Source organism: Staphylococcus sp. GDY8P119P (assembly GCF_017892075.1).
GTDB classification, from domain to species: Bacteria; Bacillota; Bacilli; order Staphylococcales; family Staphylococcaceae; genus Staphylococcus; species Staphylococcus ureilyticus.
Genome location: NZ_JAESKJ010000006.1, coordinates 260475 through 286239, shown reverse-complemented (window position 1 = coordinate 286239; position 25765 = coordinate 260475). Strand labels below are relative to the sequence as shown.

The window sequence follows — 25765 nt, the reverse complement described above, 5'->3', positions numbered from 1 at the left end:
AGCCCGAGACATGTTTATGTCCCGGGCTATACATTAAGAATATTGTTACAATTGCAGATGAAACTGCTAGATATAAGTTTTTATTTTTTAATGAATATAATTATATTGTCCTGAATTGTAAATCGTTCTATAGGATTTTTGTCCCAAGCCTTGCATGTTCATCTCTGAAACTAAAATGGAGCCATCACTGTTTTGACGTTCTACAATCCCTACATGACCATAATTTCCAGCGCTACTCTGTAAAATAGCACCTACTTCAGGTGTAGCATTAACCACATAACCATTTTGACGCGCAGCCGATGCCCAGTTATTAGCATTGCCCCATAAATTGCCTATAGATTTACCAAGTTGTTGACGTCTATCAAAAGCATAGTATGTACACTGCCCCCAAGCATAATAATTCTGCCCACCGGCTACATAGTGTTTTGATTGATAGCTATTATTGTGAAGGTTGTGACTATTTGAAGTGGTATTGCGCTCATCAACACTGTTATTTGACCAAGATTGCTGCTTTACTGGTATATAATCGTTCGCTAATCTTGTGAAAGCATTACTGTTTTCAGTTGTTACCACTGTTGTGAATGGATCATTATTCGAGTCACTTTGTACGTATGCACTCTGTAGTTGGTTGTCTAAATGTGACGATCCTTTTTCAGAAACTGCAATGAGTTGCCCAGGATAAATTGTTTCAGTAATGAATGGATTTAATTGATAAAGTTCATTTAAACTGAGGTGATGTTTATTCGCAATACTTTGAAGTGTATCGCCTTCTTTAACTTCTACAATATCTTCGTCAGGTAATACAAGCGTTTGCCCAACCTTAACCGACTGCACAAATTCCATATGATTCAATGATTGTATCGTATGAGTCGTTGTTGCGAATGCATGCGCTATATTTGATAAATCCGTATCTTCTTTCACTGTATGTACTTGATCAGCTGACGCTAGACCATTCATTCCAAAAAACAGTGCTGCAGAAGTTACAGAAAAAGTTAAGCCTTTCTTCATGATGTATTTCAATCCTTTGCTGTCTAATTTTATTCAATATTTAATCAATCATAATATAGCATATTCTCTGAATACTTTTACCCTTGTTATCGTTTTGTAATGCAAAAGATATTTTTGAATGAATCCCCTTTTAACGCTTTAATCATAGCTTTCTTATCTTTATCACAATAGTTTTAATCACCTTTGAATATCTGTTAACTTTAACTGTAATATTTAAGTTTGTATTTTACATATAAGTAGTAGTTTATCTAAAAATTACTGAAATAAATTAAGCAGTCGTTTCGTATGAACGTGTCAGTCTTGCCTACTTTATACTGCTATAAAAAATATGAGTAAGTTAGAAAACAATAAGTTATACATTGGTTTCTAGCTCACTCATAAAGTTATGAATAATAATTGTTCTATTTAAGTATTAATCTTTTTCTGAATGATTCAGATTCATTTGCTTGCGTAGATAAGCTTCGATAAACGGTCCTAAATCACCATCCATGACTGCATCGACTTTACCGGTTTCTTCGTTTGTTCTATGATCTTTAACCATTGCATATGGATGGAATACATAAGATCTAATTTGACTTCCCCAACCGATTTCTTTTTGTTCTCCACGGATTTCGGCCATTTCTTGTTCTTGTTCCTCAATTTTTAATTGATATAGTTTAGACTTCAATGTTTTCATTGCAGCCTCTCTGTTTTTGATCTGTGAACGTTCATTCTGGTTATTTACCACAATACCTGTTGGATGATGGGTAATTCTAATAGCAGATTCGGTTTTATTGATATGTTGACCACCTGCGCCCGAAGCTCTAAATGTATCAACAGTAATATCATCAGGATTGATTTCTACTTCTATTTCAGTGTTATTAAATTGTGGTATGACATCACATGAAGCAAAAGATGTATGTCGACGACCAGATGAATCAAACGGTGATATGCGTACGAGTCGATGTACACCTTTCTCGGCTTTTAAAAAACCATATGCATTATGACCTTTCACAATCATTGTTACACTTTTTACGCCCGCTTCATCTCCAGGTAAATAGTCTGCGATTTCAACTTTAAAGCCTTTTTGCTCACAGTAGCGTTGATACATTCTCAACAACATATTTGTCCAATCTTGTGATTCAGTACCACCTGCACCAGGATGCAATTCAATAATTGCATCATTCGCGTCATAAGGCCCATCTAACAATAATTGTAGTTCAAATTGGTTTAATTCGTTTTGAAAATGAGTGACGCTCGCTTCTAAATCGTCTTTCATCGACGTATCGTCTTCTTCTAACAATAATTCTCGTGTCGTTTCCATATCTTCTATATTTGCTTCTAAATCTCTGTACGCATTGACAACAGATTTTAAAGCATTATTTTTATCTATTACGTCTTGCGCTTTATCTTGATTATCCCAAAACGAAGGATCCGCCATCATTTCTTCGTATTCTTGTATGTTTGTCTCTTTTTCTTCTAAGTCAAAGAGACCCCCTAAGTTGTTCTAACTTTTCTTTATAAGCATCTAAATTACGCTTAATTTCAGATAATTCCATTATGCATCTCTCCTAAATTTTTCGAATGAAGTATAATTACTAAATTAATTACTAGACTATCATACATATGATACAAAATATAAACTGTTAATTTCAACTTAAGCACCAAATCGCTGCTAGCTTATGTTAAAAAAACATCTTTCACAGTTAAACGCTACAATTTAACTGTAAAAGATGCCTGACATATAAAAATAATTCAAATAGTGAAATCCTGTCTCACATGTGTATCATATTAGATAAACTTAAGCGCCATGACAGTTTTTATACTTTTTACCACTACCGCAAGGACATGGGTCATTTCTACCTATATGTTCATCTTTAACATAAGGCTCTGCTTTCGCTTTTTCTTTTCCATCTTCTGCTGATACATGCTCAGCTTTACCAAAATCAGTTGTCTTATCACGTTCTACGTCATCTTCAACGGAAATCACTGATTTTAGAATATATTTACTTACGTCTTCTTCAATGTTTTGCATCATAGTATCAAATAATTGGTGACCTTCATTTTGATAGTCACGTAGTGGATTTTGTTGTCCATACGAACGTAAGTGAATACCTTGACGCAATTGATCCATTGTATCGATATGGTCTGTCCAATGTGTGTCAATAGAGCGAAGTAAAATCATACGTTCAAATTCATCAAACTGACTACCAATTTTTTCTTTTTGCTCTTTTAATGCTATTTCTATTTTTGACCATACAACCTCAAAAATATCATCATTATCTTTTCCATTAATATCTTCAACTTTTAATTCACCTTCATTCAAGAAGACGTCTTCTACATAGTTGATGAATGGTTCATAGTCTGGATCGTCATCTTCTTCATTTACATAATATTGAATACTTCTTTCTAATGTAGAGCGTAGCATTGCGTTAATTAATTCGCTACTTTCATCGCTGTCAATAATATCATTACGTTCACTATAGATAATTTCACGTTGTTTACGCAGTACATCATCATACTCAAGGACACGTTTACGAGCGTCAAAGTTATTACCTTCAACACGTTTTTGAGCTGATTCAACAGCACGAGAAACCATTTTAGATTCAATTGGTGTTGAATCATCCATACCCAATCGATTCATCATATTTTGTAAACGTTCCGAACCAAAGCGCACCATTAACTCATCTTGTAACGATAGATAGAAACGGCTATCACCTTTGTCACCTTGACGACCTGAACGACCACGTAATTGGTCATCTATACGACGTGATTCATGGCGCTCCGTACCAATTACTGCTAAACCACCAATTTCTTCAACACCATCACCTAATTTGATATCCGTACCACGGCCAGCCATGTTGGTAGCTATTGTCACTGCACCGCGTTGGCCAGCACTTGCGATAATGTCCGCTTCACGTTCGTGATTTTTCGCATTTAAGACATCATGACGTACGCCATGTTTTTTCAATAAGTTAGAAATATATTCACTTGTTTCAACGGCAACAGTCCCTAATAAGACTGGTTGACCTTGTTTGTGCTTTTGAATGACATCTTCTACAACTGCATCAAATTTACCTTTTTGACTGATATAAATTAAATCTGGCTTATCAATACGTTGTACTGGTCTGTTCGTAGGAATTTGTGTAACTGTCATATTGTAAATATTTCTAAATTCTTCTTCTTCTGTTTTTGCAGTACCTGTCATACCAGATAATTTATTATACATTCTGAAGTAGTTTTGGAATGTAATTGAAGCCATTGTTTTGGATTCGTTTTGAATTTTCACACCTTCTTTAGCTTCAATCGCTTGGTGCAATCCTTCTGAAAAACGACGTCCAGGCATTGTACGTCCTGTAAATTGGTCAACAATCAATACTTCGCCATTGTTCACCATATAATCTACGTCTCTTTGTAACGTAACATGCGCACGTAACGCTGTATTAATATGACTGATGATATCAACATTTTTCACGTCGTAAAGGTTATCAATTTTAAACATACGCTCTGCTTTATCAATACCTTGTTCTGTTAATTGCACAGCTTTTGTCTTTTCATCATAATTATAATCATCTTCGTTTTTAAGCATTTTAGCAAAAACATTTGCTTGCGTATAAAGTGACGTTGACTTCTCCGCCTCTCCTGAAATAATAAGCGGCGTACGTGCTTCATCAATTAAGATTGAATCTACTTCATCAATAATCGCAAAATTAAGTGGTCTCATCACGCGTTCTTCTGCATAATTCACCATGTTATCACGTAAGTAGTCAAATCCTAATTCATTGTTGGTACTATAAGTAATATCACATGCGTAAGCTTCTCTTTTCTCTGCAGTAGTTTTACTATTTAAGTTCAAACCAACACTTAATCCAAGAAATTCATATAATTCTGCCATTTCTTCACTCTGTACACTAGATAAATATTCATTGACTGTAATAACATGTACACCGCGTCCTGTTAACGCATTTAAATAAACTGGCATTGTCGCCGTTAACGTTTTACCTTCACCAGTTCTCATTTCAGAAATGTCGCCACCATGAATGGCTATACCACCCATAACTTGCACTTTATAAGGAATCATGTTGAACACACGTTTTGACCCTTCTCTTACCAATGCAAAGGCTTCTGGTAAAATATCATCTAAAATTTTATTTTGCTTTTTAATATCGTCTTCTGCTTGAACTTGCGCTTGAAAATTTTTTGTCTTTTCTTTAATTTCTTCATCAGTTAATATCGACATATCCTCTTCTAGTGCAAGGACTTTGTCGGCTAATTTACCAAGGCGTTTTATTTCTCTTTTATTGCCATCTGCAATTTTTGATAAAAAACCCATTCTGTTCGCTCCTTTAGCTATATAACTCTTAGTTTACAACAATTTATAATATCATTTATAAGCCTAAATTTACACTTATTACGTTTATCGTGCCATCTATACTATATTTACTTACATGCTTTTGAATACAAATTATAATATTGACTCATTTAAAATATACACAACATACATGTTCACTTTCAAATTATTACATAATAACACAGCAAAAAATGAGCGTCCATGATTTCACTCAATCATGGACGCTACTACTTTTATAAATATGATACTAATTTAATTAAATTATTCAGTTGTTTCAATTAGTCCATATTTGCCATCTTTTCTTTTATAAACTATGCTCGTACCATCTGTTTCACGATCTGTAAAAATGAAGAAATCATGGCCCAATAAATCCATTTGCAATACTGCTTCTTCAGAATCCATAGGTTTTAAACTGAAATTTTTTGAACGAATAATCTCAATTTCACTATCATTGTCATCATTTTGAAGATTTTCTGCTTCTTGTTCTTCAGGTAATGATGCAAAAGCTTCTTGTTCGTCATTTTTTCTATTTTTACGATTTACACGCGTTTTATATTTTCTAACTTGTCTTTCCAATTTGCTATTAATTAAATCAATACCAGCGTATAAATCATCATGACGTTCTTCCGCTCTTAGCGTAACATTTTTCAATGGAATAGTTACTTCTATTTTAGTTGCTGAGTTTTGGTACGTTTTAACTTTAACGTGTGCAGTTGCATTTGGCACATTGTTAAAGTAACGTTCTAATTTACCAATTTTCTCCTCAATATAGTTGCGAATCGCATCAGTAATAGTGAGGTTCTCTCCGTGAATTTCAAATCTGATCATAGTAATCGACTCCTTTAAAACCTCTATATTGGTAATAGTGCTTATTTCTATAATACCACGAATAACCTAGCGTGCAAACGTAAACACATCGAATTTTCTGATTTTTCTATCAAGTAATAGCTGTGCCGCATTATGAACCGTTAAGCCCGTAGTATAAATGTCATCGATCAATAAAATACATTTTCCTTTTAAATCCACACTTTGTTCCATTACAAAAGGATTGGGTCGTTGCATACGTTTTTGTTTACTTAATTCTGATTGTTTAATATGTGAGTATGTGGCAAGCAGACAATGATACTTAACTTTTTGTATGTCTAATATTAGTTGTACGGGGTTAAATGTTCTTTCTTTATCTCTAAATAAAGGAGACGGTATGGGGATAATGTAATCATATTTGTAATGAGGCAATTTAACTTTTTCTGCGATTGCAACATCTCTTTGAAATTTATATTGTTGAATCATTTCTTTTACAATACCGTCATATCGGTAATAACAATACAATTTATTCATTAATTTAAACTTCGAAGCTAACTCGGCACAATCCGAACATAATATTTCAGTTTCATTGCGTAACTTCAAACATGTTGCACATCGATTCGTCGTCTTTAATTTCATTACCTCCCAGAGATGATTGCAATCATCGCACAATTTTGAAGCCTTTTTGTAAAACGTAAATGCATTTAAAGGTTCTGAATAATAGATGTGACAATATAAACATTTCGCAGTCAATCTATCCACCCTCTTTTTTGTGCAAGTTGATTCATTTTCCTTATCTGATATTGAGCTTTAATCATAGATAGTGTGATCCCTTCATGCATACAAAATACACTTCCTGTAGGTGCTTCTGCTTTTCTTCCAACTCTTCCTGATATTTGAATGATGGCACTCGTTTCAAACTGATGACTGTTTATGATTACAACATCGAGTTTTGCCATAGTAAAGCCTCTTTCTAAAATGGTAATGGTGAAAACAACGGTATGTTCCCCGTTTCTCAAACGTTTCACCTTATCAAAACGAAATACATCATTGCTGTAGACATATGTTAAAGATGGAATTTCAGCTTTATATAACTGATACAGTTGTTTCATTAAAGTAATATTGTTAAAAAAGACTAGCGTATATCGTCGTTGATTGACTTGATGTTGTAAAAATCGTAATAATTTATATTGCTTTTTATTGGGATTGATTCTAAGGAATTTAAATTGAGGCACGGGTAAAGGATGTCTATGAAAACGCGCAGGTAATTGAATAATTTCTAAATTGCTAATTTGTTTCATTAAAGCTTTTGTTGGTGTGGCAGTCATTAATATATGACAGTGTTTTAACTTCGAGGCATGCTGCAATGCTTGTATTAACGTTGGTTCTGTAGGTAAAGGAAAGGCATCTACTTCATCTACAATTATCACATCAAAATGTTGTTTGAAACGATAGAGTTGATGAATTGTGGCGATAACAAAATGGCCATTATATTGTTGCTGTGATGATTGATGCAATACATCTATTTTTTCTTCGTGAAAAGCTGCCTTAATCCTCATGCTGACTTCTAAAACAACATCAACTCGAGGAGATACAATTGCGACATTATAACAGTGGTTCCGCGCAAATTTAATTCCTTCAAATATCATCTCAGTTTTACCTGCACCTGTGACTGCATGGAGCAATAGTGAACGAAAGCCTGCAATCGCTGATACAATTTTGTCAGATGCAAATTGTTGTTGTTCTGATAATTTGAATGGTAATTGATAATGACAAGGTGTCATTACATGCTGACTTTCTATGATATAGATTTCAGTTATATTATCCATTCTACCCATATTGATACAATTTCTACAGTAGACAATCTCCTTATCTAACACTGTTGATAGATATTTGTAAAAATGCGTTTGTCGGCGTGAGTGACATTGAGCACATGTCCAATAGCCATTATCTAATACCACACCTTTCGTTGTTTGCTTTATACGTTCATCTGTTAATAAGGATTTATCATTAATCATTCTTCCATAATATTTAATTGTATGTTTCCTCCAAACCAAAAAGCGAGTCAAAAATTAAATTTCACTTTAATTTCAAAGACCCGCCATAAAATAAATGATTTATTTGTTATTCGTACAGTAATTTAAATGCTAAACAACTCATTTGTCATATTATGGTTGGCATCGATGACTGAACGAAGTGTTGGTTTCACTATACATCTCTTGCAAAAATACTACTTTTCTTAAAAATGATAATAAGACTTTTGAATCTATAATTTAGTCTATACGAATAGATCTACCAGTGAAACCTAAGCCCATACCGCCTGGTCCTAAATGAGCTGCGACCACAGGGCCTAAATTTGAACGGTGTACTTTATATTGTGGATAGTTTTTTTGTAATTCATTGTACAGCCAGTCTGTATCCTCTTGAACATCTCCACCTATAACTAATAACGTAACCTCTTCATAATCTTTAACGATATCAATCACTTTATTGATAATTTCTTTAAGCGCACGTTTTTTAGTGCGTATTTTTTCATCTGGCAAAATTAAACCGTCTTCAAACCTTAAGACTGGTTTCATTTTTAACATCGTACCAATCCACGCTTGGGCTCCAGTAATACGACCACTTTTTTGCAAGTTTTTTAAATCGTCTACCATCAATCTCGCACCAGTGACTTCTCGCATTGCTTCAAGCTCTTTAATGATAGCGTGGGGTGTTTCATTTTGTTCAATTAATTCAATTGCTCGTAATACGAAACTCCCCATTGCCATAGCTGAAATTTTCGAATCAAACGTATGAACATTAATACCTTCAACCATTTCACCCGCTTGTGTAGCTGTTTGATAAGTACCACTGATACCTGAAGAAAGGAAAACGCCTATGACATCCGTATAGCCTTCATCACGTAATTGTTCGTATTTAGTTACAAATTCACCGATTGCCGGCTGACTTGTCGTAGGAATTGTTTTAGATGCTTTCATTCTTTCGTAGAATTCATTTGCTGAAATAGATGCATTTTCTTCAAAATTTTCACCGTTATCAAAAGTTACACTTAGTGGGGCAATATTTATATTATATTTATCAATTAATGTTTGAGATAGATAACTCGTTGAATCTGTTAATACAGCAATTTTCATCATAATCCTCCTCAATTATACTCACAACTATGATACATTATTTTATATTAAAAGAAAATTTATTTTTACATTAAACTTGAATTCAGAACCATGTATAATAATAGATATTGATCGAAACTATGACTGGAGTGTTTAAATATGGATGAATCAATCATAACAATAAAGCAAGAACATATGATAGAAAATGTAATTAGCAAATCACGCTTTATTGCCCATATCAAACCTGTTGAATCTGAAGCAGACGCTAAAGACTTTATCAACTTGGTAAAATCAGAACATCGGGAAGCGACACATAATTGTTCAGCCTATACAGTTGGAGCACAGATGAATATTCAAAAAGCAAATGATGACGGAGAGCCAAGTGGAACTGCAGGCGTACCAATGCTTGAAATATTAAAAAAACTAGAAGTTCACAATGTTTGTGTCGTAGTTACGCGTTATTTCGGTGGTATAAAATTGGGCGGCGGTGGTTTAATAAGAGCATATAGTGGTGCTGTGAGAGATGTTATTTATGAAGTAGGACGTGTTGCTTTGCGTTCAGCAATACCAACTACAATCACTATCGATTATGATCTTACAGGTAAATTTGAATATGAATTAGCACAAACATCATTCTTCTTACGAAACACAACCTACACAGACAAAGTGAGTTATCAAATAGACGTGGTAGAAGCGGAGTATGACGATTTTATTGCTTTTCTAAATAAAATCACTTCTGGTAACTATGATTTAGATGAGCAAGCTATCATTAAGCTACCATTTGACATACCAACAAACTAAACCATTTCCATTTCAGTTTATGACCTTTCAAAAATGCATAACTGTCATACAATTATCAGCTAAACATAAACTTACCGCTATACATTGATGCATGTGATGAATGTATAATTTGAAAAATTAAGTATTATCAGTCGTGACTTTGTAAATCATTGTTAATCATATAAAATTAGAACCTGAGATATTCATATCTCAGGTTCTAATTAGGTAGTTTATCTATTCATCTTCTTTATGTCGCTCTTTATTTTCAATTAATTTTAAGAGCGGTCTATAATCATCATCGATTAATCCTGTAAATTCAACAATGAGTTCAATCGTAATGAGTATGAGCACAAGCATCATGAGTACACCCCATGGTTGTGATAAATACAAAATAATACTTGAAAGACTAAATAACAACGCGATTGAATATATCAGTATTACTGTTTGGCGATGTGAATAACCTAATTCTAGTAATTTATGGTGTAAATGCGATTTATCCGCTTGCATAATACGTTGCCCTTTTTTCACACGTCGTATCATAGCAAATAAAGTATCTATGAACGGTACTGCTAAAATAACAATCGGGAAGAATAAAGACACAAACGTAATATTTTTGAAACCTAAAAGCGAAAGAAAACCAACAATAAAACCAACAAGCAATGCGCCGCTATCACCTAAAAATATTTTAGCCGGATGAAAATTAAAACATAAGAAACCTAATAGCGCACCGATAAGCACACTACAGATCATAATGATAAATATATTTGCCTGTAATATTGCGATGAAACCAATAGTCATCAGAGCGATTGTTGCTACACCAGATGCCAAACCATCCAATCCATCAATTAAGTTAATCGCATTGGTAATCGCTACAATCCATATCACAGTAATCGGAACACCTAAAATACCAAAATGTATTGTCGGTCCAATCGGTAATGAGATGAAATCTATGGTTACGCCGTAGTAAACGACAACCAGAGCTGCAATCACTTGTCCTAATAATTTTAAGATTGGCGTTAAATCATAGATATCATCTATTAACCCTACTAAGTAGATTAATACTGCTCCAATGACAAGTGGCTTCACCTCTGTTTCAATTGGATGCCCTAACCAAATCCCCAATAAAAAGGAAAGTAGTATCACAGTACCTCCTAAGACAGAAGTTGGTTTTTTATGTACTTTCCTAAAATTAGGTTGGTCAACGACGCCCAATTTATGGGAAACCTTTATGACAATGGGAGTAAGTATTAAACTGACAATCATTGAAAAAATGATTAATAATAACGTATACATCAGTTCACCTTCATTAATTTAAGTCTTTATAATTTTGAATTTGAGTTTAAAGTCTCTATAAATATTCTAAATATGAAATCATATTTGGTTATGGATATACACTTGTATATTTTCAAAACATAGTTTACTTGATATATGTATCGAAAATTCTATAAACGATTCAATTAAGTCTATAATACACGATGTACTTTTAGTAATACAAATAGTAATGTAATCATTAGCAGAGTTCAACGCTGAAATTCACTTTCTTTTTTATAGAATAATCAATTTATATATTTTACAATCACTCAAATAAGTATTTTAACATGAATTTTAAACGAATGTTATTAATTTCTAAATATCAATGATGACAAAATGTAACTTTTCACTTACAATGACTAAGTGTTTATTTAAAGGAGCGTAAGAAAAATGTTTGAAGCTATTATTTATAATATTGCGGTCACTGTCGCAGGAATTTATTTATTCCACCGATTACAGTACTCTGAAAATAAGAATATGGTGTTTTCAAAAGAATACGTCACGATTTTAATGACCATTGTAGCATTATTATTATCTGTTAAACCTGTCCCTATCTTTAATGAGTATGTCCTCTATTTATCTTTTGTGCCGATTTTATTTTTAGGTAGATATACAAATATGGTTTATACAGTTTTAGCAGCGTTTATCGTATCTTTAGTTAATGTATTAATTGGTGATTATACGATTATAACTGCAATGATTTTAATTGTAATAGCCATCATTGTTGGAGCAATAGGTCCATTTTTAAAACAAAATGATATTATCTCATTACAAATACTCAACTTAATTACGCTAGTCATATTTGTCATCTTATCATTGATTAGTCCGTATTATGAATTTAAAGAAGTACTATATATGATACCGTTATCGTTCGTTTTAACCATCACTTCTTCGATTACATTCGTAGATATTTGGCATTTCTTCTCATTAGTAAATCGCTATGAAAATGAAGATAGATTTGATTATTTGACTGGTTTAGGCAATGTTAAAGAATTCGATAGACATTTGAATGAAACTACACGCATTGCAGAAGAAAATGATGAAAGCTTAGGTTTACTACTCATTGATATTGATGGTTTTAAAGATGTTAACGACATGTATTCACATGATTCAGGTGATGCTGTATTACGACAAATCGCACAATTATTAAAAAACTATGTGCCTGAACAATTTAGCATTTACCGTAATGGTGGTGAAGAGTTTTCTGTAGTGTTATATGACTACACACTAGACCAATGTGTTAAGTTAAGTGAAAGTATCCGTAAAGGCGTTGAACAATCTACTTTCCATTTACCAAACAAAGAAATGATTAAATTATCAGTCTCTATTGGTGTCGGATACCTAACTAAAGATGACTATAAATCTCAACGTACCGTCTTTAAAGTTGCAGATGATATGTTGCATATGGCTAAAAATGAAGGTCGTAATCAAGTGATGTTTAACCCTATAGTTAAATTATAACTAAATAAATGTATTTTCAAAGCTTGGGATAATTTAAATTATATATCTCAAGCTTTTTAATTTATATCATGGAACGGTCTATTCAAACATGGGGATTCAACATAATCCATAACAAATCACTTTTGAAAGTAACGTGCTTAAATCGTTAGTGTACACATGCAAATATGCTTAAGCTATAACAACTCATATGCATGACTTCAATATTTTTTATAATTAAACATATCATTTATAAATTTAAGTTTGTTACAATATAGGTGGTTAATGATAATAACAATCTGTACTGAAATAAATACTATTGAAAGTTACCTTCGTACACGGTAAACTTTCTATTGATTGATTTACGAAAAATTTAGGAGGTGCCCAGCTATGTCTGATTCGATCACTATCATTGATGAAGATAAAGTGATTGACGTTGTGCTCATCGCAGGCAGAATATTGCTTGAAAGTGGCGCTGAAACTTATCGCGTTGAAGATACGATGAATAGAATTTCAGCAAGTTTTGGCTTAGATGATACATATAGTTTTGTAACATCTACAGCGATTATATTTTCACTCAATAACCGTACAAATACAAGACTTATCCGTATACGTGAGCGTACGACTGATCTAGAAAAAATTGCATTAACAAATAGTTTATCTAGAAAGATTTCTAGTAATCAATTAAGTATAGATGAAGCAAAATCTGAACTCATACATTTACATCATGCATCACTACAGTTTTCATCTATCACTAAATTTTTTGCTGCCGCCATAGCTTGTGGCTTCTTCTTATTTATGTTTGGTGGAGTTATGAATGACTTCTTTTTTGCAATTCTTGCAGGAGCTGGTGCATTTTTAACTTTTGACTTTGTTCAACGTTATATACAAATAAAGTTCTTTTCAGAATTTATTAGTGCTGCAGTTGTGATTACGATAGCAGCTTCATTTTCAAAATTAGGTATGGCAGCAAACCAAGATATTATTACCATTGCAGGTGTCATGCCATTAGTTCCTGGTATTTTAATTACAAATGCTATTCGTGACCTTATGGCAGGAGAACTCATCGCTGGTATGTCTCGCGGTGTCGAAGCGGCACTAACATCATTTGCTATAGGCGCTGGTGTTGCAATCGTATTATTAATATTTTAAAAAGGAGTGCTCAAATGGTCATTGGCTACTATGTCTTACAGTTTATTATTAGTTATTTAGCAACGATGCTATTTTCTGTTATTTTTAATGCACCTCGACGTCTCCTTTTAGCTTGTGGTTTCGTTGGTGCTATGGGATGGATTATTTATAAAGTAACCCTTGATTTAGAATTAGGCAAAGTTATGGCTTCATTTCTAGGGAGTTTTATATTAGCAATTATGAGTCATACCATGAGTAGACGTTATAAAAGACCAGTCATCATCTTTATTGTGCCTGGCATTATTCCGCTTGTCCCTGGAGGACTTGCGTATGAAGCAACACGTTACTTAGTGAGTAACCAATATACACATGCCGTCAATACATTTCTCGAAGTAACACTTATTTCGGGTGCAATTGCTTTTGGTATTCTGTGTGCAGAGATTATTTATTATATTTATACACGCATAAAACAACATATTGGTAAAATGAATGGTAAAATATATAAGAAATCATATAATATGAATAACAGAGCATAAGGGGTGTTTTTATGAAAAATGATATTATTGAACGACTTACGCGATATGTCAAAATTGATACACAATCTGATCCACTTTCAAATTCAACACCTTCCACTAAAAAGCAGTGGGATTTATTGGATTTATTGAACGATGAATTAACTGATTTGGGTTTAGAAACTGATGTTGATGAAAATGGCTATTTATTTGCAACATTAGAAAGTAATGTAGACGAAGTTATCCCGACTGTCGGTTTTTTAGCACATGTTGATACTTCACCTGATTTCAATGCCACAAATGTCAATCCACAAATCATTGAGCGTTATGATGGGAAACCAATTCAGCTTGGTGATACAAATCGAGTTTTAAGCCAAGATGTCTTTCCTGCAATGAAACAAGTAGAAGGACATACTTTAATGATCACAGATGGTACTTCGCTATTAGGAGCAGATGACAAAGCTGGCGTCGTTGAAATTATGGAAGCTTTAAAACATTTGACGTCGCATCCAGAAATCAAACATGGTCGTATCAGAGTAGCTTTTACACCGGATGAAGAAATCGGTAAAGGGCCACATGCATTTGATGTCGAACGTTTTAATGCTGACTTTGCATATACAATGGATGGTAGTCAATTTGGTGAGTTACAATACGAAAGTTTTAACGCTGCCGAAGCGACTGTAACTTGTCATGGTGTGAATGTTCATCCAGGTTCCGCAAAAGATGCGATGGTCAACGCTGTACTTTTAGGCCAGCAATTCAATGCACTTTTACCACAAAATGAGGTGCCTGAACGTACAGAAGGTTATGAAGGTTTTTATCATTTAATGAAATTTGATGGTGATGTTGAGAAAGCAAAGCTTTACTATATTATTCGTGATCATGATAAACATGAGTTTGATTTACGTAAAAAACGTTTAGTAGAAATTAAAAATGATATCAATAGTCATTTTGAAGATGAACCCATTGAAGTTGAAATAAACGATCAGTATTACAATATGGGAGAAAAAATCAAGCCTATGCCACATGTTATAGATATTCCTAAACGTGTCTTTGACAAATTAGATATCCCAGCTAATACTGAACCAATCCGTGGTGGTACAGATGGTTCACAACTTTCATTTATGGGAATGCCAACCCCTAACATTTTTACTGGCTGTGATAATTTCCATGGTCCTTTCGAATATGCATCTATTGATGTCATGGAAAAAGCGGTTGAGGTTATAGTTGGTATCGCCCAAGAAGTAGTAGTAACTTATCAAAATAATAAGTAATATCGGTACCATATAAAGCGCTAGCTCAGGTAATCCTTAATATTGCCGCTCAATTTATTGCGTTATTAAGGCTTATGCTTGAGCTAGCTTATGTAATCACTTTTTACTTGCCAGGGTGGAACGACGAAATCTTTTTAATATAATCAGATTTCTGTTCCATCCTCTTTTTTAAATTTATGTTTTATCATTTTGGTTATGCATACATTTCTAGTCCACGTTCCCATACCTTTTGCAATGTTATGCTTGCTTAAAGCTACAATGCCATCAGGTGTCATCGTTATAATGGTGCTATTTTTCATCATCTCTAAACGCTATTAAAAAAACCGTCAATTTCTATTGTAAATCTACAGAAATTGGCGGTTTTACTTGGTACAAGATGTTCAGGGCACTTTTGCCGATGTTTAATTAGTAATTTTATCGTTCTAGCACATCAATAGACAACGATGCATGCTTGTTTTATTGATTAACATCAAATTGTGTTTTCAATAACTTAATCGCTTGAACCGTATAATGTCTAATTTGAATGCCCATTTTAAAATCTGTAAAGGATTGCGGCATTTCGATAAATGTATTAAACATTGCTGTTACACCCATCGATTCAAACAAATCAAATTTATCATCAGTAGCACAAATGGCAATCGACGGTTTATTATATTTTGTAGCTAACTCAGCTAAGCGAACGGTCGTCGTTTCTAAAATTTGATCTTGTTCGTTCACACCTTCACCAAATATTATTAAATCTGCTTGTTGAATTAATGATTCTAAATGTGTAATCTGATCCACTAGTTCATGACTTGTCATAATCTCAGCATCATATAAGCCGTTTAACACTGCAGCTATACCTCCACCAGCGCCACCTCTTTGAATAGGCCCTAGTGCAATTTTCAATTCAGCTTTAAACATCTCACTTAAATACCAAATTAAATTATCTACCTCAGCCGCTTCTTGATGCGAAATTTGGTAATTTTCATATGTTTGCATAATTTCACTATTTTTACCATATAATTTACTATCAAAATCTGACATAAGTTGAATTCTCATATCTTTCAATTTTGGATTAACTTGAGAAACATCTATACGTCTAATATATTTTAGTACACGACTGCCTTGCGTAACATCGATTTCTTGCGCTTCGTCATCATAAAATTTAGCTCCGAGTGCTTGAAGCATACCAGCACCACCGTCAAAACTACCAATAGCACCTAACGAAATAATTAAATGTTCAGCACCATTTTCTATTGCATCAAGTATAATTTCACCTAAACCATAACTTGTTCTTTCTATAATTGGTCGTTGTCCTTTTAAAAATAGATTGCCTTCAATAATTGTCATGCCATTATCTGTAATACCATAAACTGCTTCTACTTCATTCATATCTGCATCATGGGCAACCACTCTGTATTTGGTACCTGATTGCCATAAAAAGACAGAATCCATCAATTCATGCCGACCATTAAACAACGGTACTTGTACGATATCCGCTTTCTCTATTTGGCTAGCAACCGCTTCTTCTACATACCGATTGGCTTGATAGCTAGATATAATACCATTAAATTCATCCATCGCTACTAATACTTTCATTTTGTCACCTCTAATATTCATATTACCTTACATTTTTCATAGCTTTATTTTTAAATTGACGCGAATACCACGCCTGATAAAATGATCAATATTCAATTACCCGTGGATTTATGACTAATTCAACTTTATATTATACATGCCAAAACACAATTTTTCACATTATAAGAAACGCTTGCTAAACCTTTTAATATAACTTAAAGCTTAACAAGCGTTTCTTTTTTAAATATTTATTTTTTTACTCTTCAGCGCCTGCCAAAGATTTCACATTAATATGATCGTGACTTGCATTCCAAATCGCTTGTCCCTTCACAAAATAAAATGCTTGTGGCGATTCATGTTTTACATTCGTTTTTTCTTCTATATAATCTGATAAAGCTCTTTCTTGTTGTACGATTAAATAATAACCATCCATATCTCTTTCATATAAAAATTTGTTAAATTGATCAATAGCATTGGCTGAAATAGGACATGTTTCACTATGCTTCAGCACAAATACATATTTATTTTCTTCTAAAACTTGCTCAAACTGGTCAATCGAACTCAGCTTTATAGCCATTCTATTCACCTCTAAAAATATTTAACACACCACATTGTATCTAAAAGTGTGAAATTCCAATGATATTCACATATCATTGTTTCCAATTATACACAATTACCTTTTTATTGTTAACAGTTTATTACAAATCTCATAACTTAATTGAATAATTTATTATTGATATTTACCTTTTATTTCGGCATATTTTTTATTAAAATCCTTATCATATTGTTTTAAATCTTTACTTTCTTTCGGTAATTGATTGATGTCTATTTTAGCTATTGCTTCACCAATTTCAATTGTCTCTTCTCTTGTTTCATAGTAATTTTGTAAGCTGTAGTACATCTCAATCGTATTTTTACGCGCATCATTCACATAACCATCTGTAATTTCTGCCTTGTTTAAGTCTTTAATTTGTTTTTTTATTAATGGCATAATTTGATTTTCAATGGCTTGTTGCTCTGATTTAGCACTTCTAGCATTTGATTCTTTTTCCGCTGTATTTTTTAAATCTTTATTATTTTGTTCTAATTTCTCTTTAAAGCCTTTAACACTTTCACCTGCATTATTAGCTTTTTTCATATTTTCTTCTACTTGTGATCTATTCTTTTCAAAAAGTTTTGTATAATCTAAAATATCTTCATTTGCTTTAACTGACTGATTGTATAAATCAACAAATGTTTTAAGTTCGTCAATCGCAGCTTTTTTCTTTTTGATTGATGTTAAATATTTAGATTTTAATTCCTTGGTTTCTTCGGACTGTGCTGGCAGATTTTTTGTAGCTTTCTCATATGCTTCAAATTTAGGTGTTAACCTGCTATTCAAATTGTTTTGCAATTGATTAAATTCTTTTTTGTTTTTATCAGTCATATCTGTTTTACTTAAATCATTAATGTTTTCTAAATCAATAGAATCCATTTCTTTATTGAACGCCTTTTCTTTTTGCTTTACATCATTTAAAGTGCTATCGAAATCTTTAAATTCGTTGGCACCTTCATGTCCGCAAGCAACAATTACGACAGCAAAACAAACTAATAAAACAAAGCACATTAATTTTTTCATTTCTGCACTCCTTATCATTACGTATTATACAGAAACTTATTTAACTTGAAAATAATATATGATATATTATTCCAGAATTTATAGTTTAACAATTTATTTTGATCATTTAAAGGAGTGATTTATTTCAATGTATTCGGATGTTCAACCTTTTATCAAAGAAGATGTTCAGCAAACTTTTATTAAACAATATAAGATGCTACGTCATAAATTATTGACCCTTTTAGATACACCAGTAAAAACAACACATCATATTGGAGGGACTAGCCACTTCAACTACCCTACTGAACCTATTTTAGATGTATTAGTAGGGGTAGATGATTTACATGATATCACTGCTTTAGATGAAAAAAGACTAAATTATCAAGGTTTTTATAGACTTCATCATCCATATCACAAAAAAGTAGTTATGGCTCAATTTAATAATCTCATTGATTTAAAACAAATTGCTCGATTACATATTGTTCAAATAGACTCACAACTTTATAATGATTATCTGAAGACAAATTATTATTTAACAATCAATGCATCTTCAGCAACTCACTTCGGAAAACAAAAGTACAATTTAACAACTGATACAGCGCCAATTCGTGAATACGAAAATCAGAAACAATTACTTTTTAAACAACTACTCCGTGAAATTAATAAAGATTTATCGAACACACATCACTAACGTTTAATCATTAAAAGAATAAATAAACTGAATCGTTTTCAATAAAGCGATATACTGTTTAGCAAACAAGTTAAATCATTGGTATAATATATAAATGAATTCAACAGGAAAGGATGTTCTATAATTGCATAAAGATGACATCTTAAAAGAATTAGAAGCAATAGTTCCAAAAAATATTATAAAAGTTGACGAACCACTAAAACGCTATACATACACTGAAACGGGAGGTCAAGCAGATTATTACTTATCTCCAACGCAAAATGAGCATGTACAAGCTATCGTCCATTTTGCTTACACAAACGATATCCCCGTCACGTATTTAGGGAATGGTTCAAACATTATTATCCGAGAAGGTGGAATTAGAGGCATTGTCATCAGTTTACTCCAGTTAGATTATATTGATGTTTCAGATGATGCAATCATCTCAGGAAGTGGTGCTGCAATTATTGATGTATCACGTACTGCACGAGACAATGCACTAACTGGATTGGAGTTTGCCTGTGGTATCCCAGGGTCAATTGGCGGTGCTGTATTTATGAATGCGGGGGCTTATGGTGGTGAAGTCAAAGATTGTATCGATTATGCCCTATGCGTTAATGAAAAAGGAGACTTAATCACACTAACAAACAAAGAGCTTGAGTTAGATTATCGTAATAGTATCGTTCAAAAAGAACACTTAGTTGTATTAGAAGCTGCATTTACATTAACGCCTGGCAATCTACAAGATATCCAAGAGAAAATGGATGATTTGACTGAAAGAAGGGAAACAAAACAGCCACTAGAATATCCATCTTGTGGCAGCGTCTTTCAACGACCACCAGGACATTTTGCTGGTAAATTAATACAAGATTCAAATCTACAAGGCTATCGCATAGGTGGCGTAGAAGTATCAAAGAAACATGCAGGTTTTATGGTAAACGTAGATAAAGGTACTGCAACTGATTACGAAGATTTAATACATCACGTACAAAAAACAGTTAAAGCTAAATTTGATGTTGAACTTCATCCAGAAGTTAGAATCATCGGTGAGCATCCTATTGAACGTTAGGAGTGTTATAAGATGCCAAAAATATATGGTGCAACTGTAGATAGCGAGACACGTTGTACACACTACCATACACCGTTAGATGTAATAGCAATTAAATTCAAATGCTGTAATAAATATTATCCATGTTATAAATGTCATAATGAAGACACCTCTCACCCAATACAGAGATGGAAAACTGAAGCGTTTAATACAAAAGCTATTTTATGTGGTGTATGTAAACATGAAATGACAATCAATGCATATATGTCGATTGAAGCTTGTCCAAACTGTGATGCCCATTTTAATAATCGCTGTAAATATCATTACAGCACGTACTTTTCTATATAATTGGCGTTTAACAATAAGAGAGAGACAGAAATTTATTTTTCTAATTTCTGTCTCTCTCTTTGATATATTCAAATATCGTAAATCCATTTTAAACATAGTAAAGGCACGTTCTCTCAAACACTATCTTCTTATTGAATGTTTATTTTGTCCTTTACAAATTGTACAAACGCTTCTGCATCACCTTTTTGTATATCTTTCATCGGCATTGGTCCAATATTAAATGTGAAATGAATGCGACCGTCTTCGTATGTAATTTTCTCTACTTCATCATAACCTATACTTCTATAATAGAATTCCCCATTCATATCTACATTTAAAATAATGCGTTCGTTTGTAGCAATAAACGCACCTTCAAATTCTGTAGAACCTTGTACAGAATACTCTATCGTACCCAATACACTGGGACCTTTCTTTTCTGTTGGAAATAAATCATTTGGGTTCACATTATCTAAAATCATTTTTATGTCACCTTCTTTTACTATTTTTATTCATTATACAAGTTTTCAACTCAATTTATTACTTAAGTGCTCAATGTCATTTTAGTACTGAGCCAAACAAAAAACAATTGAGACTAATCAAGCGCATCCCTGTCACATTTATTAACAACCGGTAAGCAAGACTATACCATATTAAAAAAGCAGTGAATTCACGTTTAAAGTGATTTTCACTGCTTTTAGTATACGTTATTAAGACAATCCCCACTTATGCCTATTATTATTTTTTATCTAATGCTTTCTCAACTTCTTCAATTTGTTTAATTGCAGTTGTTGTTGAACCACTTGAGAAGTACCAAAGTTTTGGATCCAATTCATATACTTTACTATGTTTAATCGCATCAACATCTTTGATGACATCATTGCTCAATGCTTTTTTAGCAGTAGATTTACCTGCTACAGCTTGTCCGCGGTCCATCGCAAAAATAATACCAGGATTTTTTTCTGCAACATATTCATTTGTAACATTTTGTCCATGATTACTTTCTTTAATTTCTTTATCTGCTGGTGTAAAGCCCATTGTATTAAATATCATAGAACCAAAACGTTCACCTGGACCAAATGTTGATAATTCACCTTCATTTACTAATAAATATAACGCTTTTTGATCTTTTAAATCTTTTGTTTTTTCTTTTATACCTGCGATTTTATCGTCTAATTTTTTATTAAGAGACTTAACTTCATCTTCTTTTTGATAAATTTTACCTATTTTTTCAGCGTTGGCTTTAAGCGACTTAACTTCATCTTTATTATCTACGCCTATGTAAACAACTTTAGCATCTGGTGCTGCTTTTTTAAATTCATCCAAGTTTTTTTGGTTAGCTGTACGTCCAGATATGAATATTACCTCAGGTTTTGCTTCTGCAACTTTGTCAAAATTCACTTCTTTCAAACTACCAGTATTTAAATATTTATCACTTTTAAATTCACTTAAGAAATCTGGTAATGATTTAGCATCTTCACCTTTAGGAAGTGCTTTAACTTTATCTTCAAGTCCTAACTCTTTTAATGTATCTAATGCACCATAATCAAAGACAACTGCATTTTTAGGATTTACTGGAACATCAACTGATTCTTTTACAGATTTTGCGTCACTGCCATCACGCTTTTCGCCATTAGCTTTATAATTATTTTCTATCTTAACTGTTTTATTTGATTCATTATTATCTGATTTTGTGTCAGATGACTTTTTGTCGTCTGAACCTCCATTATTACATGCTACTAATAAAAACATTAAACCTATAACCATAAATAAAGCAAATTTCTTCATATGTTTAATCCTCCTGGAATAATAAAGTTAATCACCATTTCAATATGCCTTTTAAAATGAACAACGTTGCAGTTGCATCACTCCCTTCATTAACAACCATTTCATTTTAGACTGATTGTAATATCGATAGTTCATACTCTGCTGTTTCTTCATCAAAATATACACAAATACGTTGTCCGCGAATGTCTTCAATTTTAACGTCCATATCATATAGTGTCTTAAGCGTATCTTCTTGTATAACTTCATCTTTAGTACTTGCTTTGACCATTTCTCCATCTTTCAATGCAATGATGTCATCTGAATAGCACGAAGCAAAATTAATATCATGAATGACAACAACAATAGTTTTATTGAGGGATTTAGCAAGTTGACGTAATGTTTTCATAATTTGAACTGAATGTTTCATGTCTAAATTATTTAATGGTTCATCAAGCAAAATATACTCTGTGTCCTGTGCTATCGTCATAGCTACATATGCACGTTGTCGTTGACCACCTGACAATGTTTTTAAGTAACGGTGTCTAATTTCTTTAAGATTCAATAACTCAAGTGCATACTCAACTTGCGCTCGATCCGCCTCATTTAAGCGTCCTTTCGAATATGGAAATCTTCCAAAATTAACAAGTTGCTCCACAGTAATATTTAACTCAGTATGATTGGCCTGTTTCAAAATAGATAATTTTTTAGATAACTCATTACTTTTATATTCAGATATAGCTTTCCCCTCAATCTCAATAGTTCCTTTATCGAAATCAATCAAGCGTGTGATTGCTGATAATAAGGTACTCTTACCAGCGCCGTTTGGACCTATCATTGAAGTTAAACGCCCTTTACTGATTTCTACATTAATGTCATTTAAAATCGTTTTATCTTGAATCGTTTTAGTCAATCCTTGAACACGTATCAATTCGCATGTCTCCTTTTAATTAATAGATAGATAAAGTACGTTCCACCTACTAAGTCTATAATGATACTCACTTGCGTCGTCGCTTCAAATAAATTTTCCACTACACTCTGTGCAATAAATAAACTCAACCAACTTAAACAAATCGTTGCCGGTAATATATATTTATGTTCATAGGTTTTCATCAATTCGTGTGCTAGATTAACTGTTAACAATCCTAAAAATGTAATTGGACCTACCAATGAAGTAGAGATGGATACTAATATCGCAACAAGTATAAGTAATAATCTTGTAACCATTTTATAAGACAAACCTAAATTAATTGCTTGGTCTTTGCCTAATAAAAGTACATCTAAATACGGTATCGCAATCACTGTAATAAGAATTAATATCATTAATATAACTCCGCACAGCATCACCAATTTACTATTGGAAGCATCAAAATTGGCAAACATTGAACTCTGAACTGCCAAAAAGTCTTCAGGATTAATAATCAGTTCTAAAAATCCAGTGATACTTCTGAAGAAAGTGCCTAAAATAACTCCTATGAGTAAAATAAAGTATATTGACACATCACCAATTCTAAAGATACCTTGAAATAGTAATAGTGAAAATACAACCATTACTAACAGTGAAGTAGCAAAACTTAAATATATATTAGTAACAAATGCAGACTGTACACCAAACACAAATACTAGCAATACTTTCACAAACATATATACAGCATCAAGCCCCATAATCGACGGTGTTAACAAACGATTCGTTGTAATTGCCTGAAAAATGACTACTGAAGCTGCAATTGCTCCACCTACCAATAGCATAAGCACTAATTTTCTAAAACGGCTGATAAACTGGTATCTAAAAATTTCGAAATCAATACCGATGAAAAGATAAATTAAAGCAACACATAAAGTGATAGCGATTAATATCATTAACTTTGATTTAGCACTAATCTGCATAATTATGTCTTCCTTTCATCAATAAGATTAAGAAAATAATCGTGCCAAAGACACCAATTGTTAAACCAATATTTATTTCATATGGATAGACAATAATCCTACCAATTATGTCAGAAAACATAACAAATACTGCCCCTAACATTGCTGTATGAGGCAATGCTTGTTTTAAATGATCACCTCTAAAAATTGACACAATATTCGGAACAATGAGGCCTAAAAATGGTAATGTCCCCACTGTAACAACTACAAGCGCTGTTATAGTTGCAGTGATAAATAAACCAATATTTATTATTTTTTCATAGTTAACGCCTAAGTTATTACTAAAATCTTTCCCCATCCCTGCAATCGTGAAATGATTAGCAAATATATATGTAAGTATTAATAAAGGAATGCTTAAGTATAATATTTCATATCTACCACTCGTAATGATAGCAAAATTTCCGTTAAGCCAGTTGCCTACACTTTGTACAGTATTCGTTCTTAAAGCAAGAAATGTCGCTAAGCTAGACACAATACCACCAAGCATAATACCTAAAAGTGGAATAAAAATAACATCTGTGAATCGTATGTACTGTACTAATTTAACAAATAAGAATGTGCCACCGATGCTTAATATTACTGCAAATATTAATTTAATAATAATATTCTCTTGTGGAAAAAATATCATTGATATTAAAATACCTAACTTGGCCCATTCCATTGTCCCTGCTGTCGTTGGACTCACAAATTTATTTTGCATCATCTGCTGCATAATAAGTCCAGAAAGCGCTAAAGTACTTCCAGAGATTAAAATACTTATAGTTCTGGGGATCCTACTAGACACGATGATATTTATTTGTTCATGCGTTAAATGAAAAATATCAGTAATCGATACTTTACTAACGCCTATAAATAAAGAAAGGATAGTTAAAAAGAATAAAATAATAGCTAAGACAACGCCATTTAGTAAAAATTTCATAGTGAGTAATTAATCCTTTCATAAACGCTATATCGTATTGAATGTGATAATCATTATCAATACCTATAAATTAAATTTTATCATCTTTGCAAGTAAATTCAATAGCAATAATAGAGATTATCAAAACAATTCTCCATTTACGTTAAAAATATCTAAATTAGAAACTAAGACATTTAATCAAGTACTTTCATTTTATACTCAAGTATTTATAGAAATTTTTGTCGTTTCACTTGAATCACTCATTTAACTATTAC

Annotated in this window: 25 protein-coding genes; 8 read left to right on the top strand and 17 right to left on the bottom strand. The window is 32.6% G+C overall.

What is annotated here, in order from left to right; translation table 11 throughout:
• Positions 1-87 precede the first annotated feature (87 nt).
• The 7 genes from KA830_RS05400 to fakB1 all read right to left on the bottom strand — a co-directional run bounded on the left by KA830_RS05400 (position 88) and on the right by fakB1 (position 9279).
• Positions 88-1008 (bottom strand): COG3942 and LysM peptidoglycan-binding domain-containing protein, encoded by a 921-nt coding sequence (locus KA830_RS05400; protein ID WP_204180208.1) that lies wholly within the window; start codon positions 1006-1008, stop codon positions 88-90.
• A gap of 412 nt (positions 1009-1420) precedes the next feature.
• A protein-coding gene (prfB, locus tag KA830_RS05395) for a peptide chain release factor 2 (RefSeq protein WP_107360125.1) occupies positions 1421-2546 on the bottom strand; the annotation gives its coding sequence in 2 pieces (ribosomal slippage) (positions 1421-2473 and positions 2475-2546; 1125 coding nt in all).
• Between the two features lie 242 nt (positions 2547-2788).
• Positions 2789-5320: a preprotein translocase subunit SecA gene (secA, locus tag KA830_RS05390; protein ID WP_046207429.1), complete on the bottom strand. Its 2532-nt coding sequence runs from the start codon at positions 5318-5320 to the stop codon at positions 2789-2791.
• Positions 5321-5599: 279 nt separating this feature from the next.
• A complete protein-coding gene (gene hpf / locus KA830_RS05385; RefSeq protein WP_046207428.1) occupies positions 5600-6166 on the bottom strand; it encodes a ribosome hibernation-promoting factor, HPF/YfiA family in 567 nt (188 codons plus the stop codon).
• 66 nt (positions 6167-6232) lie between these two features.
• Positions 6233-6781 (bottom strand): ComF family protein, encoded by a 549-nt coding sequence (locus KA830_RS05380; protein WP_245335753.1) that lies wholly within the window; start codon positions 6779-6781, stop codon positions 6233-6235.
• A gap of 110 nt (positions 6782-6891) precedes the next feature.
• A complete protein-coding gene (locus tag KA830_RS05375; protein WP_210122954.1) occupies positions 6892-8160 on the bottom strand; it encodes a DEAD/DEAH box helicase family protein in 1269 nt (422 codons plus the stop codon).
• A gap of 255 nt (positions 8161-8415) precedes the next feature.
• Positions 8416-9279 (bottom strand): fatty acid kinase binding subunit FakB1, encoded by an 864-nt coding sequence (fakB1, locus tag KA830_RS05370; RefSeq protein ID WP_046207425.1) that lies wholly within the window; start codon positions 9277-9279, stop codon positions 8416-8418.
• 138 nt (positions 9280-9417) lie between these two features.
• Between fakB1 and KA830_RS05365 the strand changes: the two genes are divergently transcribed.
• Positions 9418-10059, top strand: a complete 642-nt coding sequence (locus tag KA830_RS05365; protein ID WP_046207424.1) for a YigZ family protein — start codon at positions 9418-9420, stop codon at positions 10057-10059.
• A 213-nt stretch (positions 10060-10272) separates the two neighbouring features.
• Here KA830_RS05365 and KA830_RS05360 read toward each other — a convergent pair whose 3' ends face one another.
• Positions 10273-11331: a glycosyltransferase family 4 protein gene (locus tag KA830_RS05360; protein WP_070039105.1), complete on the bottom strand. Its 1059-nt coding sequence runs from the start codon at positions 11329-11331 to the stop codon at positions 10273-10275.
• 408 nt (positions 11332-11739) lie between these two features.
• On the opposite strand from KA830_RS05360, the gene gdpS reads away from it, so the two are divergent.
• The 4 genes from gdpS (at position 11740) to pepT (ending at position 15703) form a co-directional block, all read left to right on the top strand.
• Complete coding sequence (gene gdpS / locus KA830_RS05355; RefSeq protein WP_046207422.1) at positions 11740-12810, top strand: GGDEF domain-containing protein GdpS; 1071 nt, start codon at positions 11740-11742, stop codon at positions 12808-12810.
• 366 nt (positions 12811-13176) lie between these two features.
• Positions 13177-13938 (top strand): threonine/serine exporter family protein, encoded by a 762-nt coding sequence (locus KA830_RS05350; RefSeq protein ID WP_046207421.1) that lies wholly within the window; start codon positions 13177-13179, stop codon positions 13936-13938.
• 14 nt (positions 13939-13952) lie between these two features.
• The gene (locus KA830_RS05345; RefSeq protein WP_046207420.1) at positions 13953-14453 is read left to right on the top strand and encodes a threonine/serine exporter family protein; all 501 of its coding nucleotides are present in this window, start codon (positions 13953-13955) and stop codon (positions 14451-14453) included.
• Positions 14454-14464: 11 nt separating this feature from the next.
• Positions 14465-15703: a peptidase T gene (gene pepT / locus KA830_RS05340; protein WP_107525902.1), complete on the top strand. Its 1239-nt coding sequence runs from the start codon at positions 14465-14467 to the stop codon at positions 15701-15703.
• A gap of 143 nt (positions 15704-15846) precedes the next feature.
• On the opposite strand, the gene KA830_RS05335 is transcribed toward pepT, so the two are convergent.
• The 4 genes from KA830_RS05335 to KA830_RS05320 all read right to left on the bottom strand — a co-directional run bounded on the left by KA830_RS05335 (position 15847) and on the right by KA830_RS05320 (position 18881).
• Positions 15847-16005 (bottom strand): hypothetical protein, encoded by a 159-nt coding sequence (locus KA830_RS05335; protein ID WP_210134095.1) that lies wholly within the window; start codon positions 16003-16005, stop codon positions 15847-15849.
• A 154-nt stretch (positions 16006-16159) separates the two neighbouring features.
• A complete protein-coding gene (locus KA830_RS05330) occupies positions 16160-17284 on the bottom strand; it encodes a glycerate kinase (RefSeq protein ID WP_064209511.1) in 1125 nt (374 codons plus the stop codon).
• A 235-nt stretch (positions 17285-17519) separates the two neighbouring features.
• Positions 17520-17840, bottom strand: coding sequence for a bacillithiol system redox-active protein YtxJ (gene ytxJ / locus KA830_RS05325; protein WP_019469507.1), 321 nt, complete (start codon positions 17838-17840; stop codon positions 17520-17522).
• Between the two features lie 153 nt (positions 17841-17993).
• Positions 17994-18881, bottom strand: a complete 888-nt coding sequence (locus KA830_RS05320; protein WP_046207417.1) for an EMYY motif lipoprotein — start codon at positions 18879-18881, stop codon at positions 17994-17996.
• A 127-nt stretch (positions 18882-19008) separates the two neighbouring features.
• Here KA830_RS05320 and KA830_RS05315 point away from each other — a divergent pair, with 127 nt between their 5' ends.
• The 3 genes from KA830_RS05315 (at position 19009) to KA830_RS05305 (ending at position 20926) form a co-directional block, all read left to right on the top strand.
• The gene (locus KA830_RS05315; protein ID WP_204180205.1) at positions 19009-19551 is read left to right on the top strand and encodes a GrpB family protein; all 543 of its coding nucleotides are present in this window, start codon (positions 19009-19011) and stop codon (positions 19549-19551) included.
• A 124-nt stretch (positions 19552-19675) separates the two neighbouring features.
• Positions 19676-20599 (top strand): UDP-N-acetylmuramate dehydrogenase, encoded by a 924-nt coding sequence (gene murB, locus KA830_RS05310; protein ID WP_046207415.1) that lies wholly within the window; start codon positions 19676-19678, stop codon positions 20597-20599.
• A gap of 12 nt (positions 20600-20611) precedes the next feature.
• Entirely contained in the window at positions 20612-20926 is a 315-nt protein-coding gene (locus tag KA830_RS05305) for a CHY zinc finger protein (RefSeq protein ID WP_204180204.1), read from the top strand.
• 128 nt (positions 20927-21054) lie between these two features.
• Here the strand turns inward: KA830_RS05305 and KA830_RS05300 are convergent, their stop codons facing one another.
• The 5 genes from KA830_RS05300 to KA830_RS05280 form a co-directional block, all read right to left on the bottom strand.
• A complete protein-coding gene (locus KA830_RS05300) occupies positions 21055-21384 on the bottom strand; it encodes a PH domain-containing protein (protein ID WP_046207413.1) in 330 nt (109 codons plus the stop codon).
• Positions 21385-21640: 256 nt separating this feature from the next.
• Positions 21641-22690 carry a ferrated catecholamine ABC transporter substrate-binding lipoprotein SstD gene (locus KA830_RS05295; protein WP_210134093.1) on the bottom strand — a complete coding sequence of 350 codons (1050 nt, stop codon included), beginning with the start codon at positions 22688-22690 and terminating at the stop codon, positions 21641-21643.
• A gap of 106 nt (positions 22691-22796) precedes the next feature.
• Complete coding sequence (locus KA830_RS05290) at positions 22797-23597, bottom strand: iron ABC transporter ATP-binding protein (RefSeq protein ID WP_046207411.1); 801 nt, start codon at positions 23595-23597, stop codon at positions 22797-22799.
• Complete coding sequence (locus KA830_RS05285) at positions 23594-24553, bottom strand: iron chelate uptake ABC transporter family permease subunit (protein ID WP_107360119.1); 960 nt, start codon at positions 24551-24553, stop codon at positions 23594-23596. The genes KA830_RS05290 and KA830_RS05285 overlap by 4 nt, the downstream gene beginning before the upstream one ends.
• On the bottom strand, positions 24543-25511 hold the full coding sequence (locus tag KA830_RS05280) for an ABC transporter permease (RefSeq protein WP_046207409.1): 969 nt from the start codon (positions 25509-25511) through the stop codon (positions 24543-24545). The genes KA830_RS05285 and KA830_RS05280 overlap by 11 nt, the downstream gene beginning before the upstream one ends.
• Positions 25512-25765: the final 254 nt, after the last annotated feature.